Here is a 17,814-nt window from a genome sequence, read left to right as displayed (position 1 = left end):
CTGGACTTGAAATCTTCCGGTTGATGGCGTGTGCTGTGTGTTCGGTGACGCGGGCCGCGGCAAGACCGTGGCGGTCCTGGCGGGTCTTGGTGCCGTTGCGCCCGATCGGCGTGTTCTGTGGGTTCAGGCGCCGGTGCGTTCCTCGGTGACGGAACTGCGTCGTGCGGTGTTCGACGCCCTCGCGTTGGGGGAGCACGGCCGGTTCCCGCACCGCTCGGCGGAGGCCGATGCCCGGGTGCTGGCCTCGCTCGCGGTGCCTGCGGTGTTGGTCGTGGATGAGGCCCAGCGCTTGCCGGTGCCGTGCCTGGAGTATCTGCAGGGCTTGTGTGACCATCCCGGCGCCCGGCTCGTGCTGGTGTTGTGCGGGGCCGGCAGCGAACGGGCGCTGCGCCGCCTGCCGCAGTTGGCGTCCCGCGTCGTCGCGTGGCAGGAGGTGCCCCGCCTACCGCCAGCTGCTGTGGCCGAGACGGTGAGCGCGTTCCATCCACTGTGGCGGGTCCTGACCTCGCAGGACCTCGCGTGGATCGACAAGCGGGCTGCGCGCGGGACCTTCCGCGTCTGGGCCAACCTCACCACCCATCTGCACACGACCCTGGCAGCCGACCCCCGCACGCCGCTCGACCGGGCCCTGCTGCGCCGCCTGTTCCAGCGCCTGGGCCCACCCGTGTAGGCGCTCCCGGCACCCCGCACCGCAAGCGCTGAACGTATTGGCCCGCGGCTTCCGGCACATCTGTACCCGGGACACCGCGGACACCCTTCTCGACCGAGGAAGACAGTGATGACGGCACCTCACGAGGGCGGCGCGAGTGTGCCCGCCGAATCCGGTCTGGCCGGGCTGCCGCAGGCGTCGCTCACGGCGATGCGCGGCCCGGCCGTGCGCCGACTTCTCGCCCTTCGGGGAACCGGAAGTTGGCCACCACCTTCAGCCACGCGAGCCGCACTCCGATGGGGACGTCCAGGTTCGTCAGTGTCCACCCGGCGGCCTGCGCCGCCATCTCCAGCGCCTGGCGTTCGCGCGCGCCGTCCGGCTCCGCGCGGCCCGGGTGCACGATCGCCAGCCGTCGCCCGTCGGCGGTGCGGGCGAAGAACGCCGGGCTGGCCGTCCCGTGGGCGCTGCCGTCCTCCCAGGCGATCTCGGTCGCGCAGGCCGAGAAGCAGGTGATGGCCGCGTCGAAGTCCAGCAGCATGGCCGCGTGCATCAGCCGCTCACTGCCGCACACCACCATGGCGCCGGTGGTCGCCGACCAGTACCGCGTCAAGATCGAGGTGCGGCCGTTGTAGGCGTGCGGTTCACGCAACGGCTCGCACCGTTCCAGCGGCACTGCCCGCACCTGGTCCGGGCCCCCCTCACGCACCCGCCCGTCCACGTCGCGGTAACGCACCCGCACCTGCACAAGATCACCTCTCCCGTGCCGCATCCCACTCGTCCCTGATCTGCTTTTGGCGGATGAAAGGGGCGCCTCGCCCGTCGAGGGCGGCCCCTGCTCCTCGCGGACTACGGCCGTCACAGGAAGGGCCGATCGAACGGGCTGGCCACCGGGCCGGAGGGCAGGCAGCTGAGCTGCTGCACCGAATCCAGCGGCGCGATTCGTGTGTGCGGTGCGACCAGCACAGCCCGCCTCAATCCGTCCCCGCGCTTTGACCCCGGGCCCGGCACCGGCTTGTGGCACTCCATCCACCGCCTCAGCACTTCCCGGTACCTGGGGCCCAACTCCTGTGAACTGCGGGTGAACCAGTCCTCGTAGGAGTCCGCCGTCAGTTCCCGGCCGAGCCGGCGACGCTCGGCCTGCGCCAGGACGCGGGCGATGCGCACGCTGTGCGGGTAGGACAACAAGGAGGCGGCCCGCGCCTCCCCGAGCCGGTCGGCCATCGACCGGAGTCTGTCCGGCGCGCTCGATTCGGTTCTGCTCATCGTGCGCGCGTCGGCGAACAGCGCGCGTGCGGTGCGGCCCAGGGGCCGCTCCATGGCCACCCGCTGGCGTTCCGCCGCCAGGATCCGCGGCCAGTCAGCCACGTCGATCCAAGGGGTCTGTGGATCACGGGAGTTGTCCGACCATCGTGCGTGCCGGGCGCACAGGTGCCAGGGGTCCGCCACCATCATCCAGGCCGGCTCGCCGATGCCGCGGCGGGCCGCGCACAACGCGCAGGCCCGCACGAGATAGCCGTCCCGCACCGCCCACGGGAACGACCAGGCGGGAGTGCCGTCACCGTCGTCGAGCAGGTACGCCGCGTCCAGGCTCGCGAGCGCCCGCCGCATCACCTCCAGCGGACGGCCGGCCAGGGCGGCCAGGCGCTCGGCGGCAGGACGGTTGAGGTAGAGCTCGGTCAGTTGCGGCGCGACGGCTCTCGTGCTGCCCTGCCCGACCTCGTCCAGCAACTGCTGGACCTCGAGCCCGTTTCGGCCGGCCAGGCGGGTCACGTAGGAGCCGGTCGACTCGCCCGCCATGAACCGGACGTGCAACGGCAGCTCACGCACCCGTACCCGATCCGAGCCCGTCACCGAATCCATGACCCTCCCTCACCTCTGCGGCCATGGCTACCACGCCGAGCGGCACGAGGAGCAGGAAGAGGGAAAAGAATCCGGCAGAGCGCACCAATTCTTGACAACGATCTGCCGGATATGAGAAAAGACGCTCTGCCGGTCGAATGGGAGAAGCGTTTCCTCGCGTCCGAAGGGCTGCCGCCGCAGAAGGCGGCTGAAGCGGTCGGCCACCGCACTGCGGGGTGCGGGACACGTCACCTTCGGCCGCCTGGCGGGGCGACTCCTGTCCTGCCTGCTGAAACCCGGCTGAGGGTGCTGGCTCGGTGACCTGGCGAGGCGCTCCTCGGCGCCTGCACCTCAGCCGATTCACGCGGAACAGCGGCATCAAGGCGAACCGAACAAACCAGAATGACATTCACGGTCCTGAAGGCGCCACCCCGGCAGTCAAATCGACGAGAATACCGACGCTTTGCTTGACAGGGGATACCGGAACGACGATCGAATAGGTGTCCCGGAGCGGGGCACGAGCCGTGCAGGCACGGCGACCGCCCCGCCGATCCAGTTGCCGGTCGCCGAGGACGCCTCACGTGCCCCACCAGCCCATCCGACTGCGCCCGCACCAACAACGCGCCGTCAGCGCCATCACCGCAGGCCTCCAACGCCACCCACGAGTGACCGTGGTCGCGGCCTGCGGCACCGGCAAGACCGTCATCGCCCGGGCCAGCGCCGACACCTACACCCCCCACGGCAACATCCTCGTGCTCGCCCCCAGCCAGGAACTGGTGGCGCAGACAGCACGCGAGTGGGACTGCGGCCGCCCGGACGAGAAGCACATCGCGGTCTGCGCCTTGCCCCCGTCCGGCCGAGGCGCCCTGTGCATCCCCTTCACCACCAGCCCGGCCGAACTCGCCCGCCGTGTCGCCGACCACAGCGGCCCGACCATCGTCTTCTCCACCTACCAGTCCCTGCCCGCGATCGTCGAGGCCCACCGCCGCCACGGCTTGCCGGAGTGGGCCCTCGCCGTCGCTGACGAGGCCCATCACACCACCGGCAGCCTCGACAAGAGCTGGGGTGACATCCACGATGATGCCCAGATCCCCGCGCAGCGCCGCCTCTACATGACGGCGACGCCACGCCGCTGGAGCCACCCGAAGTCCAGAAAACCCGGCGCGTACAAGCAACCACTGGCATCGATGGACAACCCCGCACTGTTTGGACCCGTCGTCTTCCGCCTCGAACTGGCCGAAGCCATCGCCCAGGGCATCCTCGCCGACTACCGCGTCGTCGTCCCCGTGATCAGCGCGGAGGACCTGCACGACATCCTCACCACGGCCGAGACCACCCCTCACCTGGATGGACTGCGCCTGGCAGCCATGCAAGTGGGACTGCTGCGCGCCGTACAGGACTACCCTACTTGCCCCGGACGCCGACCACGCCCTCGACTGGGTCGACCGATTCGACGGCGACTCCGACTACACCAAGCGCCGCCCCCTGCCTCCGAATACCTGGGAGCAGCTCCAGAGGGACATCGAGGCCACCCCGGGCCGCCTTCCCGCTGGCAGCACCGCCGTCTCGGTCACCGGCAGCATCCGCCTGGCCCCGGCCTTCCTCGTCGGTACCGCCTTCCGCATGGTGACCGGCGCCGACCTCGCCGTCATGCAGCGCGGGCAACTCTGGTCCACCAGCGACCCGTTCGACACCGCTCTGGCCCCCGGCGCCGAGGAGCACCCCGTCGACCAGGGCGACGAGCTCGCCGTCGCCGTCGCCGTCGCCGTCGCCACCGACCCGATCAAGGACGTCATGACGTACCTGCGCGAGCAGCACGTCCCCGTCTCCAAGCTCATCGTCCTCACCCCGCCCGGCGGGCCAGCGAAGGATGGCTCTGTCCCCGACAGCACGGCCGCCAACGCCCTGACTGTCGGAATCCGTGACCACCTCCGCGGCGTGACCCGCCCGGTCCGGCGCATGCACCTCTTCCTGGCCTGCCCGATGGGACTCTCCCTCTTCCTCGGCCACCGGTGGAACCGGCTGTGCCAGACCGTGGTGTACGAGGACATCAAAGTCGATGAGGGGTACGAGCCGGCCTTCACCATCGAGGCCTGACACACAACCAGCTCCGTGTAGGGGACGGGCTGGAGCCCGGACACCATCGCGGTGCCCGGGCTCCGCGGCCGCCGGGCACTGGCCAGGCGGCAAGCGCATGCCCCTACACGCGGTGGCCGGCGCGGGCGAGCTCGCCGCGCACGTCCTGGTCCACGGCTTGGCGGACCTTGGCGAGCACCTGCTTGGTCTGCTGGTACATCACCTTGACGGGGACCGCACCGTCGGAGCCCTTGACCTGGAGGCCGTTGAGGGCGGCGGCCAGGCGCAGCAGCCCGGAGGCGATGCGGGCCGCGCCTTCGGCGGTGTGGCCGATGTCCGAGTTGACGACGCGGCCGATCTCGGCGGCGGTCCGAGCCTGGCGCAGGTGCAGGACGGTGGCCCAGTCCTTTCCGCCGTTGACCCTCTTGTTGGCTGCGGCGTAGCCGCGCAGAACCGCCGGCACGGTGCTCGGGCCCTTGGTGGCGAGCTGCGCTTCGACGGCACCGAGGAGAGCGCCGAGGACCTCGTTGGACCGCCGCCTGGGGCTGACGGCCAGGACGGTCGACACGAGGTGGTTGGCGTCCTCCAGGACCGTCAGGTCAGGTCCAGTGCGGGGTTGGAGATCGGCGCGAGGTCCTCCTCCAGGAGATGGGCGGCCCAGTCCTTCGCGCGCTGCTTCCGCTGGTCGCTGTCGGCGCCGGTGACGACGGCGAGCTCGGGGTGCTCGTTCGCATCGACCAGCGAGATCTGCGGCGGCCAGTAGACGTTGGGCGCGTGCAGGATGACGGGGCCCAGATGGCCGACGCAGACGACCTGTTCCGAGTCGAGGTGCCGGTGGATCACGAACCGCGCCGGTTCGGGGCAGCGCTCACGGTCAGTGGGGCCGCTGCGCTGCGCCTGGCAGGGCCCGGCCCGGGAGTGTGGTGATTCGACCATGTCCGCAGGGTGACAGGCCGCCGCCCGACCGGCCGCGGCCGTTGTCGGTGGATCCTGCGGCTTGGTCCGCTCCACGCTGGACACCAGGGTCGTTGGGGCGGCGCGGATGGTCTCCCGAAGGGCCGGTGGCGAGCGAGGCCCGAGCGTTGACGTCGCGCCCCGCATGCTTTTACGACTTACTAAAAAGGCGTGGACAGTGTCGGCGGGGAGGCGTAGGGTCGTCCTAGCGTTTTAAGTTAGATGAATAGGCGTGGAGGTTGTGGGTGTGTTCGTGACGACGGGTCAAGCCGGTGCGGCGTTGGGGTGTTCGATCCCGACGGTGAAGAAGTTGCTGGCCACCGGAGTGGTCCCCGGTGTGCGCGAGCAGGGCCGGCAGGTGTTCCCGCTGGCCGCCCTCCAGGCACTCCAGGCTCGGCCCATCGCCGACCTGACCGTGCTCGGCACGCCCGAGGTCGCGGTACTGCGCTCGGACGCTCCCGCGAAGGTGGACGAGCCGGACCGCGAGTGGATCGGCTTCGGAACCGCACTGGACCAGGTGCAGCTGCTGGCCGCGCTGTCGGGCTGGTGGCGGTGCGACCCGGCCCGGGTCGCGGCCGGCGGGGTGCTGCCGGTGACGGTGGCCGGGTTCGTGGTCGCGGTGCTGACCGGCCTGGCCGAGTGGGAGGCCGACGGCACCGTCGGCACCGCGGCCCGTTTCCGCTTCCCGAAGGCGCGCCTGGCCGGCTACCTGACCGACCTCACCGCTCCCGCGAACGCCGCCGACCCCACCGACCCCGAGGAGGCCCGCCTGGCGGGCCTGCTGCTCGGCACCCGCCTGGCATCGGTGTCCGGTGGCCCGATCGCCTACGTCACCACCAACCCGACGACCGACACCACCGCCGAGGGGGAGTAAGCCTGATGGACCGCAAGACGTACACCGCCGAGCTCGCCGGTCTGCGCGAGCTGCGTACCGAGATCACGGCCGCCGAGAAGCAGGTCGCTGCCGCGCAGAAGGAGCTGGACAAGCTCACCGCCCAGCGTGCGCGCCGGGTTGCCGGGCTGGCGGGGTACGAGGGCGCCCAGGCGCCGGCCATCGCGAAGGCCTCCGGGCTGTCGGTCGGCGACGTCGTGCGGATCGCGCCGCTGCTGGACCCGACCCCGGCCGCCGTCCGCACCGCCAAGACCGACGACCAGGCCGCCGCCGACGCTGCGCCCGCCCCGGCGCCCGTGGCCGAGGCCGAGCCCGCCGCCGCGGTGGCCCCGGCGCTGACTCGCCCTGCCGCCGTCGTCGAGCAGCCGACCCCGATCGCCCCGGCCGTCGAGGCGCCGACCGTGGTCGAGGACCAGGCCATCGTCGAGCAGCCAGCCCCGGCCGCGCCCGTCGCCGCTGAGCCGGTCGTCCCGGCGGCTCCGGTCGCTCCGGTCGCTGCTGGGCCGCGCGAGCTGCCGACCCTTCCCGAAGGCCCGGCGGGCGCGCGGTTCGAGGCCGTGACCACCGGGCTGGTGTCCAAGCGCCCGAACTTCGTCCAGCAGGCCCGCTCCACGGTGTTCCTGGACGCGGCGACCGGCGACCTGGCGGTGCGCGACCGCGTGGTGCGCCTGGACCTCGGCGCCCGCACCCCGGGCGAGATCCTGGACGCCGTCCAGGCCACCGCGCCCGGCACCGAACGCATCTACATCACCGCCGGCGCCCCCTGGCACGACGGCGCCGAACGCTACTCCACTCTCAAGGACGCCGTCGCCGCCTGGCTCAACACCCCCAGCGAGCGGTGGACCACCGCCGTCGGCTCCGGCCGGGACAAGCTCGCCGGGCACTTCGTCCACCAGCGCCAGCCGGTCGGCCGCTACGCCCCCGCAGCCGCCCCCGACAGCGGCAGCACCGAGATCCGTTCGATGGGGGAGTGGTTCGACCCGGACAGCGCCGACGTCGTCACCTGCCGCCAGGCGTTCACGCTGCTGTGGCAGGCGCTGCGCCGGCACTGGGACGACGCGGTCTTGATGGGCTCCCCGAGCCAGACGGGCCGGGACCTGTGGTCGCGGACCATCCCGACCACGGGCAAGTGGGCGGGTGGCTATCCGGTGCTGTCGGAGGAGCTGCGGGGTCTGCTGCACGCGACCGGCGGTCAGGGCCGTACCGAGCTGATCCTGCCTCCCCGGGTGCCGGAGCAGCTGCCCGCGCTGGTCGAGTACGACCGCACCTTCGCCTACGCCAAGCACCTGTGGAAGAGCCCGGTCGGTGTGCCGCGCCGCATCACCGCCGCCGCGTTCGCCGCGATGACGGAGGCCGAGCAGGTCAAGGCGCTGATGTCCTGCTCGCACTGGAACGTGCGGGTGACCGTCCCGGCCGGGTGGAACCACGTTGGGTTGTTGCCCGCGCCGGTGACCGGTGACCGGGCCTGGGTCTATCCCTCGGAGCCGGGTGCCACGTTCACCACGTGGGCGGGCGGTGCGGAGGTCCACCTGGCGCTGTCCAACCACCTGATGCCGTGGAAGGTCGAGATCCTCGGTGGCCTGCTGTTCGAGGACGGCAAGCCGCTGGACGAGTGGGGCAAGCGGTTGAAGGCCGCCTGGGCGGACCTGACCAACCTCTCCCGCATCCACGGGGACGAGCGGCAGCGGCAGGCGGCCTACCTCGCCTCCCGGGCGGTCCGGTCGGTGCTGCTGTTCGGCCTGGGCGGCTTCGCGCAGCGCCCGCGCCTGGTCTCCGGCACCACCCCGCTGGGCGAGGCGCTCCCGGCCGGGGTCGAGATCCTGGGCCAGGACGGCGAGGTGGTGACCTGGCAGCGGCAGGCCGGCTTCTCCCGCGACCCCTACGCGCACCCGGAGTGGGCGGCGTACGTGTGGTCGGGGGCCCGGGCGGCGCTGCTGGACATGAAGTACCGGCAGGGCAAGGAGGTCATCGGCTACGCCGGGGCGCTGCACGCGAAGCCGGGCACGGTCGTCTACTTCGGCACGGACGGCATCGCCCTGACCGAGCGCCAGCCGTGGCCGTACCGAGGGGAGCCGGGCGACTACCTCCTCAAGGGTCACCTCACCGGCCCGGTCGAGCACCCGACCAGCCAGGAGCAGTACCTCAAGCTGCGCGGCCTGGGCCGCGCCGAACTCACGCAGACGGGAGCTGACCGGTGAGCCCGGCCGACCCGAACAACCCCAACGAGGCCGCCCGCCTGACGCAGGAGCTGCTCGACCAGGGCTACACCAAGCGCCAGGTTGCCAAGATGCTCGGCCGCGACGCGAGCTTGGTGTCCCAGTTCTTCACCAAGGGCAAGGGCAAGGCGTTCGTCGGCGCGCTGCGCCAGGTCGTGCGCGCGGTGCGCGGTGGCGAGCGGGACGAGGAGGCGCTGTCCGGCATCGCGGAGGCGAACACCAGCCGCCGCCGTACCAAGACCGGGCAGAAGGCCCGGGTGCGCGGCAAGGACGTCGTCGGTGAGGCGGGCGGGTCGATGGCCGGCCGCGCCGGGAAGCAGGCCATCAAGTCCGGCGCCTCCCACCTCGCGCCGGTCGTCCACGAGACCGGCCAGGCCGGCGGCCGCCTGGCCTTCACGGTTCGGATGAAGGCCAACCAGTACACGTACTCGGCCGGGTCGGAGAAGGACTCGCCGGGTCTGCGCCGCGGCTTCATCCCGCGCGCGGACGGCACCGAGGAGCGCACCTACGGCTCCGCCTCCACGGGCGGGTTCGACGCCGCCGAGTGGTCCCAGCGCGTCGCGGACCATCACGGCGACGTCACCGAGGCGATGCGGGCCTGGCTGGTGGAGACCGGCCGCGCTGTCGAGGAAGCCGACATCGCCTACCTGGAAGTCCGCGGGTGGGTGCCGCCCGAGCAGCAGTAGACAGTCCGGTCGGCCTCTCCCCATCCATGACCTGGCCCCGGGGAGAGGCCGCCCGCCCCGACCCTCCCACAGCACCGAGCGCCTCGCCGAGCCGTCTCAGCATCCGAAGGAGAAGCACTGCCGTGGAGACCACCACCGCCACCGAGGCCGACGTGCCGGCCGCGTTCCGCGCCGCAGCCGCTCAGCCGGTCCCGGCGCAGCCGTCCGGCACTGTCGTGAACCCGTTGCCGCTGCACTGGTTCCAGAAGGACGCCGTCGCGGCCGCGGTGCGCGAGGTGAAGGACGGCGGCCGGGCGACGGTGGTCGCGGCGACCGGCTCCGGCAAGACCCTGATCGCGGCCGGCTGCGCCCGGCGTCTGGCCGCTCGGGGCCGGGTGCTGGTGCTGGTGCCGACGATCGAGCTGCTGGAGCAGACCGCCGAGGCGTGGTCGCTGCGGGGCGGGCGTCGGGGTTTGGCGGTGGCGGCGTGCTCGCGGGAGGAGGCGCTGGAGAGCGCGGAGGCCGGCGGGCGGGTCCACGCCCAGGTGACCACACAGGCCGTCCGGATCACCGACCTGGTCAACGGCGCCCCGGACAACCAGCCGGTCACCGTGTACGCCACCTACGCCTCGCTGGAGCGCATCGTCCAGGCCCACCAGGGCTGGGGTTTGGCCCAGTGGGACCTCGTGATCATCGACGAGGCCCACCGCACGGCAGGCGCCGAAGGGAAGGCGTGGGCGGCCGTCCACGACGACGCCCAGGTCCCGGCGAAGCGCCGGCTGTACTTCACCGCCACCCCGCGGATCGCGGACGACCGGCGGGCGAAGGACGGCCTGGCCGACCTCGCCGACACCGAAGGCGCCGAGAAGCTGCCCGTCCTGTGCTCCATGGACTCGGAGGAGATCTACGGCAAGGTCTGTTTCACCTGGACGCTCGGCCAGGGCATCGAACACGGCTACCTCGCCGACTACCGGGTGCTCGTGCCGGTGGTGACGGACGAGGATCTGCGCGAGCTGCTCAACCTCCCGGCCGTCGCCGACCTGCGCTCCCAGCGCAGCAACGAGGAGCTGCTGCGCCTCGCGTTGCAGATCGCGGTGCTGCGCGCCGTCGCCGACCTCGACCTGCGCCGGGTCATCACCTTCCATTCCCGGGTGTCCACGGCGCGGGAGTTCGCGAGCACCCTGCTGGAGACCGCGGAACTGCTGCCCGACGCGGAGCGCCCGGAGCGACTGACCGCCCTCGCCGTGGCCGGCACCGACCGGCTCAAGGACCGCCGGGCCGCCTTCACCACGTTCAAGTCCGCCACCGGTGAGGACGGCGAGGAGTGCTGCATCCTCTGCAACAGCCGGCTCCTGACGGAGGGCATCGACGTCGCCGCCGTGGACGCCATCTGCTTCGCGGACCCGAAGTCGAGCGTCATCGACATCGTCCAGGCCGTCGGCCGGGCGCTGCGCCAGTCCTACCGCCAGGGCAAGGTTAGCTGGGTCATCATCCCGGTCTACCTGCCGACGCCGGAGATCGGCGACGACACCGCCACCGCGCACCCGGCCGAGGTCCACGACGCGGGCGAGGCCGTGAAGGCCGAGGCCGACGCCGAGATCGAGGCCTCCTCTTTCCGTACGATCTGGCGAGTCTTGCGCGCCCTGGCCGCGCACGACGCCCGGGTGGTCGGCCGCATCACCGAGCTGCGCGCCAGCCGCTCGCAGGGCACCGCGCACACCACCGCGGCCACGCCGGCCGAGAGCCAGGCTGCCGGGGCCGGGGAGGGCGAGCAGCAGCCGGCCCCGGTGGAGTCGCCGATCGAGTGGCTGCGGATCAACGCGAAGCAGCACGCCGCGCGGATCCTCCAGACCGTCAAGCTGCGGGCGTTCAACCCGCGCGCGGTCGAGTGGCAGCGCATGCACGCCGTCGCGGCGGTCTTCCACCTCCAGCACGGCCACCTCGACCCCACCGACAAGACCAAGCACGCCGAGCTGATCTCCTGGCTCACCCGCCAGCGCCACCTCCACGGCCAGCGCCTCCTCGACGCCGCCCGGATCAGCGAGCTGGACGCCCTCGGCATGATCTGGTCGAAGAACGCCAACGCCTGGGAACGTGGGGCCGCCTACGCCGCAGCCTTCCACCACCAGCACGGTCACCTGGCAATCCCCGCCACCGCGAAGCTGGACGACTACGCGGTGGGCGCCTGGATGCGCCGCCAGCGCAAGGCCGACAACCTCACCACGGACCAGGTCGCCAAGCTCGACTCGCTGGACGAGCTGTGGCGCCTGGAGCCCGACTGGAACCGCTCCTACCGCCGCCTGCTCGCTTACCTCGCCGCCGGCGGCACCCTCGACGGCCCGGCCAACCGCACCGGCGGCGGGGCCGACCCGGCCTTCCGGCCCGGCACCTGGCTGCGCAAGCAGGACAAGGCCCGCACCGAGGGCAAGCTGACCGACCACCAGGCCGCGCTCCTGGACGCGCTCACCCGGCACGCCGAGACCGTCACCGGCTGACCCTCCCCGCAAGATCCCGCCGTCCCGGCCCACCCAGGCCGGGACGGCCGTCGCACCTCGTTCCCGACTTCCGGAGGCACCGCGCGATGACCGACACCACCCGCCCCGACCCCGCCGCCGCACCCGATCGGCTGGACCTGGCCCTGTACAGCAGCCGGCCCACGCCCGGCGACCGGGACCTGGGCCGCCCGATCCTCGACTCCCCGTCGGTGCGCGGCTCGATGTGGCTGCGCTGGACCCGGCATGACGGCATCCGCACTCTGCACCACGGCGCCAGCCTGGCCCGCGGCTGGGTGGAGAAGGACGTGGACGGCCTGGACGGCTGGGTGGCCCTGGTCGAGGGCCGGATCGTCCGCAGCGCCCGCCTGGGCCTCGCCGTGCCGGAGCCCGTGGTGCACGCCGAGTCGTGGGAGGCCGGCGCGACGCTGCACGCCGCCCTCGCCCAGCACCCGGCCCACACCGACCACGGCCTGGACGAGGACGAGCCCGACGACCAGGAGCACGGGCTGCTCGGCGCCGTCCGCAGCCGGGTCCGCCGCCGGGCGGCCGGGATGACCCTGGAGAACATCCAGCAGGCCCTGCACCGTGCCCGGGACGACGAGCGCGCCGCCGACCGGCACGCCGACGCCGGGGACGAGACCGCCTTCGCCACCGCGGCCATCGTCTGCGCCGAGTGGCAGCGCGTGCGCGACCACACCGCCGAAACCCGGGCCGAGCGCTACGACCCCGACCACGACACCGCCCTCCAGCACGCGCTGCGCCGTGAGCGCCACCAGCAGGACGTCGCCGCCTGCGCCCGCGAGGCCGCCCACCAGGCCCGCCAAACCACCGATGTTGCCCACCGCCGCTTGGCCGGCCGAGTCGCCGAACCGCTCTACACCGCCCTGGACCGCGCCGGCCTCTACACGTTGACCGACGACGACCACCAGGCCGTCCGCAACCTCACCCAGAACCTCGACCCCGCCACGCTGCGCCAGGTCATGAGCTGGCTGGAGCGCACCCGCACCGCGGCCCTCGCCCTGCGCGGCACAGAGCAGGCCTCGCCCGCCCGTCCGAGGGTGCGCCGAAGCCAGTTCTGACGGGCCCCCGACGGCCAGGAACCGCCCGGCCACGGCGGGGGAGTCATACAGGGGATCGGGGCAGGACTACTGCGGCAGCGGCCCGGAAGGCGGCCGTTGCGTGGGGACGGCACGAGGACGCGGTTCAGGCCGACGTCGGCTCCGGGGCCAGGAGGGGGACTCAGTGGTGTACAGAACGGTCAGTGCGTTTCTGCACGCGGTGGCAGAGCAGGTCTCGGGGGAGATCGAGGGGGAGCGGCTCGTGGTGTCGCGCGGCGCCGGCGGCACGTTGAGCGTGGGGCGGCACCGCCGTGTGTACCAGGTCGTCGAGTTCGCGGCCCCGACTGAGCCAGCGTGGGCCGCCCTCCTAGAACTCTGGGAGCGGATGGGCCTATTCGGTCCGCACGACGCGTTCCTGATCCGCAATGAGCGCGTGGTGCGGTCCTACGGAACCACCAAGAGCTGGGGGCACGACCCGTGGTTCGGTGACTACGAGGTGAGGGACACCGTCCGCAGAATCCGCCACCTCCAACAGGCGATCACGGCCCCGCTGGAAGCCATTCTGACCGGAGCGATGGCGACTCCGCCGGCCACGTCGTCGGCACAGGAAACGCAGGCCCTACGGTCGGCACCGTCTATCCCCGCGCAGAAGGTGGTGGAGGAACCGAGCCCCGCCGAGGCTCAGCGCCTGGGGGTATGCCCGGTGTGCGAGAAGAGCGGCCTTCCCCCGGGACGGCTGCGCCATCTGCGCTGTGAGCGCTCGGCCAAGCGCCCCGAGGAGCCCGTCGCCGAGTCAGGGCCGGAGACGGGCGACGCCGAGTACCGGCGCCTGGTCGCCATGGTCGAACAGCGGGAGGAGGGCACGCGAGGACAGCGGCGCAAGGGGTCGGACCGTCCGGTCCGCATCGACGCGGCAGTACGGGCGGTGCTGCTCCGTTGCGGCGGGTTGTGCGAGAACCCGGAGTGCACAGGGCAGCCCGATGACGTCACTGCCGCCGGCGAGCCGATCCTGGAGGTGGACCACATCGACCCGATCGGAAGCGGTGGCCGCGATCACCCCTCGAACATGGCCGCCCTCTGCCCGAACTGCCATGCAATCAGGACGAGGGGCCGTCGAGCGGTCGAGCTGACCGGGATCCTCCTCGCCGTTGCCACCGCCGCGCATCGGAAGTGGCTCTCGGCGGAGTAGCCGGCCGCTCGAGCAGGCGGCGGGCTCGGCCTCTGCCCAGGCGGAACCACGCAGTCGCGGACGGCGCTGGTCGAAGCGCGACCTGACGGTCCGTGCCTGGCGAAAGGTGTTGACCTTGCTGTTCAGCGGGCGTTGGATAGGCGCTCCGGGCCAGGCCCCACACCGGCCCGCAGCACAGGAAGGAACCGATGCCCTGTGACCGACTCCCACGCCGAGCGGCCGAGCACCCGCCGCCTTATTGACTGTCAGGACTGCCAGGCCAGGCCGGACAGCGGCGACGTCCGCACTCTCTCTGTCGGCCAGGACATGGCCGTCACGGAGATCTGGCACACCGACAAGTGCCCCACATACACAATCGAGCGGATCCTCCTGGAGGCCGGCGCCGCGAAGGTCAAGGAACAGGACGCGAGGGCCAAGGAGGCATTCCCCATAGCCCACCAGCGGCTTCAGGAAGCAGCAGCCGCTGTCCCGGCCGACAACGTCGCGGCGCCGTTCGTTACGGCCCTCCTGGAACTCGTCCAGGCCCAGGCCGACCACACCGGCCGTTTCGTCACCCTGCCGACCTGGACCGAGATCCTCGACCGGAACTTCCCACCACAGGACAGCCTGAGCGGCACCACACCCAGCTGACGACGGCATGCCGAAGGCGCCGGCCCCCATATGGTCGGCGCCTTCGGCATGCCACACGATGGGGGTCAGAGCAGCTTCATCGCGGCCTCGGTGGTGGCGGCCAGGACGAAGGTGTCGACGTCCACCTCGATGGGCAGGGAGCCGGCCGCGCCGCCGCCCCACTTGATGGCCGAGATCAACCAGCCAGCTGTGAAGGGCACGGGGATGTCGAACCGGTGACGGGCCTGGTGGGCGATCAGGCCGTAGGTACGGGTGGCGCGCTCCGCATCGCGGATCAGCAGCCACCGCAGGGCGTGTGCCGTCGATGGCGTTGGGTCGGGAAGGCCGGCGTACTGTGCGCTCTCGTGGGTGGCCTCTCCGTCGGCCCACCTCTCGCGGAACCTGGTGGTTCCCGGGCTGATCAGCGACAGGTACGCGGCCTCGCGCAGAACCTCGGTCGTGACGTGGAGCGGGAGTTCGGTGGCCTGGTCGAACACGTGCGATCTCCGATCTGCCAGTGCAGCAATACCCCGCCACGCTACGTGCCGTTCCGGTGACTCCGGGCCTGAACGAGGAGATCCACCCTCACTCGTGTGTGACCCTCCGGCTGGGCTGCGCTGCTTCGTCGGCGCCCCACTGTGCACAGCTGGCCCGGGCCAGGGTGGCGCCATGACGACGACGAAGAAGACCGCAGCGCCCTGTCAGGCCCACGCCGCCAGCGGCTGGGACAACTGCCCGGTGGCAGAGCTGCGCACCGTCCAGACACGGCTCCTGGCGCTGCTGGAGCGGTACGCCGACGGCCCGCTGGGCATGGACTACCAGTTCAGCCCGGACGAGACCACCCACCGGGCGATCCGCCTGCTCGCGGCCCTCCTGGACGTGCGGCCTAGGGCCGTACGTCGCCACGCCCGCGGCTCCCGTTGGCCCGCCGGCCGCAAGCTGCGCCAGGCGGTGAACCACCGCACGGAGGAGGAGTTCTGCCCCGTGCGCCTGGCCGAACGGGCAGCGAAGCAGGCCCGCGCGGAAGCAGCGGATGCCCGGCGCGGAGCCGCGCGTGCGAGCCACGGAGAGAAGTAGCTCACCCCACCGTGGGGTGTGACCTGTTGGTTGTGGTGGGCCGTGTTTTGGCCCTGGGGGGCGGGTTGTCTGGACCTTTGGTTGTGCCTGTTGGGGGTGGTGGCGGGGTCGGGTGTGGGGTGGGGTTTGGTGACTGTGTGTGGTGGTGGCTGTCGTCCGGTGCCGTCGTCGCCGTCTCGGGGGCGGGTGGGGTGGTGTGGGCTGTTTTGGGGGGTGAATTCCGCTGGTAATTCCGTGTGGTTGTTTTGGCGGGTTGGCCGTCGGGTGGTGGTGTGAATTCGGGTCGGAATTGCGGTGGTGCGGTGGTGGCGGGGGTTGGTGTTCGGTTTGGTGGGGGTCGGGCCCGGCGTCGTCCGGGCCTGCTGCGCCCCTCTGCTCGGTGGTCGCCGTCGGGTGGCCGGCCTCGGCGGCTTCCCGCTTCCCCGGCGCCTGCCTGCCTGCCTGCCCGTCCGCTGCTGGGCGCGGCCGTCGTCCTGGTCGGCCGCGCCGTCCCGCTGCGCCGGGGCTCGGCCGCGCCGTGGCTGGGTGGCCGTCAGGCCGCCGTGGAGGCTGCTGTGGTGGCGGCTCGGGAGTGGTCGGCGGGTTGTCGCGCCCCTTGTCGCGTTGCCTGTCGCGATGGGGTGGTGTCGTGTGGTGTGACGTGGGCGGATACCCCTGATCCCCTGTGTGGGCTGGGCGCGACAGGTGGGTGCGACAGGGTGCCGGGGGCGGGGCCGCGGCTGCTGCTCGGTGGTGGCGGTCGGGAAGGCCGGCCTTCTCGACGGCCTGGTCCTGGTGGTGGTGCTCGGCGGCCGGTGGCGGGCGGCCGGGCGGCGGGTGCGAGGTGCAACGCGGGGGTGCAACACGGTGTTGCGCCGGAGTGCAACACGGGGCCTGTTGCGGGTCTGACCAGGCGTTATGTGGCTGGGAGGGCCCGGGGCGGGCGTGTTGCGGTGCCGTGTTGCACCAGCTGCGCCTGGCCGCCGGCCTCGACGCCTGGCCGCGCCTGCTGCTGCGCCCTGGCCGCGCGTCCTGGTCGGCCGCCAGGCCGGTCCCGGTGCGCCCGGCTTGGTCGTCTCGCCCCGCCGTGTCCGTGCCCGCCCTGGCCGCCGTCCCCGGTCCGTCCTGGCCCGGTGTTCGGTTTGGTGGTGCTGCTCTGGGAATTGCCCGGTTGGCGGTGCGCGCTGTTTTCCGGGTGGTCTGGATTGGCGGTCGCGGTGTCGGTGGCGAGGGCCGTAGGCCCCTTTCCGGCGTGCCTGAATTTGATTTCTTGTCGCTGCGCCGCGTGGGGCTTTCTGATTTTGCCCTGAAAGAGAGCGGAAGGGAATTCACATTCTCACTGGAAGCGCGCCCGGATAGAGCCGGGATGGAAGGTTGCGGCGAGGTTGGCTGTTCGCGTCTCGGGCCCATCCGGAAACCGGTAGGATAGAGCTGTACGGAAGCCGGGGAAACGCCGCCGGATACGCTTCGGATGCCGGTCCCGAGTCTGTGGTTGAGGGCCCGTCAGGGGCCGCCGTGCGGGGCGCCCGTGAGGGCCCGCCACGGAGGCCGGGGAGGACCGGACCGGACCGGTGCCCGGAGGTGACCGCCGAGGGCCGCAGGCCCCGTTCGGAGGGCGGCGGATGGGCCGTCAGCCCAGCAAGCAGGGCCGTCAGCCCAGCAAGCAGGCGGCTGACCGGCCGTCGGCCGGGACCGGGGGAGGGGCCCCGGGGGGTGGGGTTGTGGCTGATACCCGAAGTCCGCGACACATCGTCAACACCGAGGGCCGCAGGCCCGGGCCGGCACCCCGTCCGATCGGGGGGATGGGCCGCTACCCGAATTCCGCGTCACATCGTCAACGCTCACCCCCGGGCGCAGCCCGGAAAGCGCGGTCAGCAAACCGGCCCGTAGGGCCGTGAAAAGGCCAGCCCAAGAAAGCCGGAAAGCCGACCGGTTGACGGGCCGTAGGCCCGGGACAATGCCACGGAAATGGCGGAGCGCAGCGACGCCCGACGCCCGCCCCGACGGCGCGTGCCGCGCCCACGAATTCGCCACCGGCGAATTCCCCCAGCCACGCACCGCCCAGCCCGGCGCAGCCGCGCAACACCACGCACGGTGACGGCGCAGCCGTCACCCC

Annotated in this window: 15 protein-coding genes and 1 pseudogene; 11 read left to right on the top strand and 5 right to left on the bottom strand. The window is 72.2% G+C overall.

Translation table 11 applies throughout. The annotated features are described in order from the left end of the window. Positions 1–37: 37 nt before the first annotated feature. Positions 38–670: an ATP-binding protein gene (locus tag OG455_RS00075; protein WP_266288798.1), complete on the top strand. Its 633-nt coding sequence runs from the start codon at positions 38–40 to the stop codon at positions 668–670. 181 nt (positions 671–851) lie between these two features. On the opposite strand, the gene OG455_RS00070 is transcribed toward OG455_RS00075, so the two are convergent. Both OG455_RS00070 and OG455_RS00065 read right to left on the bottom strand, forming a co-directional pair. Next, the gene (locus OG455_RS00070; protein WP_266288796.1) at positions 852–1,388 is read right to left on the bottom strand and encodes a hypothetical protein; all 537 of its coding nucleotides are present in this window, start codon (positions 1,386–1,388) and stop codon (positions 852–854) included. A 116-nt stretch (positions 1,389–1,504) separates the two neighbouring features. Then, the gene (locus tag OG455_RS00065) at positions 1,505–2,509 is read right to left on the bottom strand and encodes a TniQ family protein (protein WP_266288794.1); all 1,005 of its coding nucleotides are present in this window, start codon (positions 2,507–2,509) and stop codon (positions 1,505–1,507) included. A gap of 479 nt (positions 2,510–2,988) precedes the next feature. Here OG455_RS00065 and OG455_RS42190 point away from each other — a divergent pair. Together OG455_RS42190 and OG455_RS00060 are read left to right on the top strand one after the other, a co-directional pair. Then, positions 2,989–3,609: pseudogene (locus tag OG455_RS42190) on the top strand (DEAD/DEAH box helicase family protein); the annotation flags it as partial. 226 nt (positions 3,610–3,835) lie between these two features. After that, positions 3,836–4,585 carry an SAVED domain-containing protein gene (locus OG455_RS00060; protein WP_266288792.1) on the top strand — a complete coding sequence of 250 codons (750 nt, stop codon included), beginning with the start codon at positions 3,836–3,838 and terminating at the stop codon, positions 4,583–4,585. A 103-nt stretch (positions 4,586–4,688) separates the two neighbouring features. Here OG455_RS00060 and OG455_RS00055 read toward each other — a convergent pair whose 3' ends face one another. After that, positions 4,689–5,132, bottom strand: coding sequence for a hypothetical protein (locus tag OG455_RS00055; protein WP_266288790.1), 444 nt, complete (start codon positions 5,130–5,132; stop codon positions 4,689–4,691). A 26-nt stretch (positions 5,133–5,158) separates the two neighbouring features. Continuing rightward, entirely contained in the window at positions 5,159–5,500 is a 342-nt protein-coding gene (locus OG455_RS00050; RefSeq protein WP_266288788.1) for a hypothetical protein, read from the bottom strand. 319 nt (positions 5,501–5,819) lie between these two features. Between OG455_RS00050 and OG455_RS00045 the strand changes: the two genes are divergently transcribed. From OG455_RS00045 to OG455_RS00015, 7 genes are all read left to right on the top strand, one after another. Beyond that, the gene (locus OG455_RS00045; protein WP_266288786.1) at positions 5,820–6,392 is read left to right on the top strand and encodes a DNA-binding protein; all 573 of its coding nucleotides are present in this window, start codon (positions 5,820–5,822) and stop codon (positions 6,390–6,392) included. A gap of 5 nt (positions 6,393–6,397) precedes the next feature. Then, complete coding sequence (locus tag OG455_RS00040) at positions 6,398–8,608, top strand: hypothetical protein (protein ID WP_266288784.1); 2,211 nt, start codon at positions 6,398–6,400, stop codon at positions 8,606–8,608. After that, positions 8,605–9,312 (top strand): helix-turn-helix domain containing protein, encoded by a 708-nt coding sequence (locus tag OG455_RS00035; RefSeq protein ID WP_266288782.1) that lies wholly within the window; start codon positions 8,605–8,607, stop codon positions 9,310–9,312. Before OG455_RS00040 ends, OG455_RS00035 begins: the two co-directional genes overlap by 4 nt. Before the next feature lie 122 nt (positions 9,313–9,434). Next, positions 9,435–11,786 carry a DEAD/DEAH box helicase gene (locus OG455_RS00030; protein ID WP_266288780.1) on the top strand — a complete coding sequence of 784 codons (2,352 nt, stop codon included), beginning with the start codon at positions 9,435–9,437 and terminating at the stop codon, positions 11,784–11,786. Between the two features lie 86 nt (positions 11,787–11,872). Further along, positions 11,873–12,865, top strand: a complete 993-nt coding sequence (locus OG455_RS00025) for a hypothetical protein (protein ID WP_266288778.1) — start codon at positions 11,873–11,875, stop codon at positions 12,863–12,865. A gap of 163 nt (positions 12,866–13,028) precedes the next feature. After that, positions 13,029–14,033, top strand: coding sequence for an HNH endonuclease signature motif containing protein (locus OG455_RS00020; RefSeq protein WP_266288776.1), 1,005 nt, complete (start codon positions 13,029–13,031; stop codon positions 14,031–14,033). A gap of 195 nt (positions 14,034–14,228) precedes the next feature. After that, positions 14,229–14,663: a hypothetical protein gene (locus OG455_RS00015; protein WP_266288774.1), complete on the top strand. Its 435-nt coding sequence runs from the start codon at positions 14,229–14,231 to the stop codon at positions 14,661–14,663. Between the two features lie 65 nt (positions 14,664–14,728). Here the strand turns inward: OG455_RS00015 and OG455_RS00010 are convergent, their stop codons facing one another. Next, the gene (locus OG455_RS00010) at positions 14,729–15,139 is read right to left on the bottom strand and encodes a hypothetical protein (protein WP_266288772.1); all 411 of its coding nucleotides are present in this window, start codon (positions 15,137–15,139) and stop codon (positions 14,729–14,731) included. 172 nt (positions 15,140–15,311) lie between these two features. Here OG455_RS00010 and OG455_RS00005 point away from each other — a divergent pair, with 172 nt between their 5' ends. Next, positions 15,312–15,719, top strand: coding sequence for a hypothetical protein (locus tag OG455_RS00005; protein ID WP_266288770.1), 408 nt, complete (start codon positions 15,312–15,314; stop codon positions 15,717–15,719). Positions 15,720–17,814 lie beyond the last annotated feature (2,095 nt).

It is taken from the genome of Kitasatospora sp. NBC_01287, assembly GCF_026340565.1.
Lineage (GTDB): Bacteria > Actinomycetota > Actinomycetes > Streptomycetales > Streptomycetaceae > Kitasatospora.
Note: the sequence above shows the minus strand (reverse complement) of the source record. Positions and strands in the feature narration are given on the sequence as shown.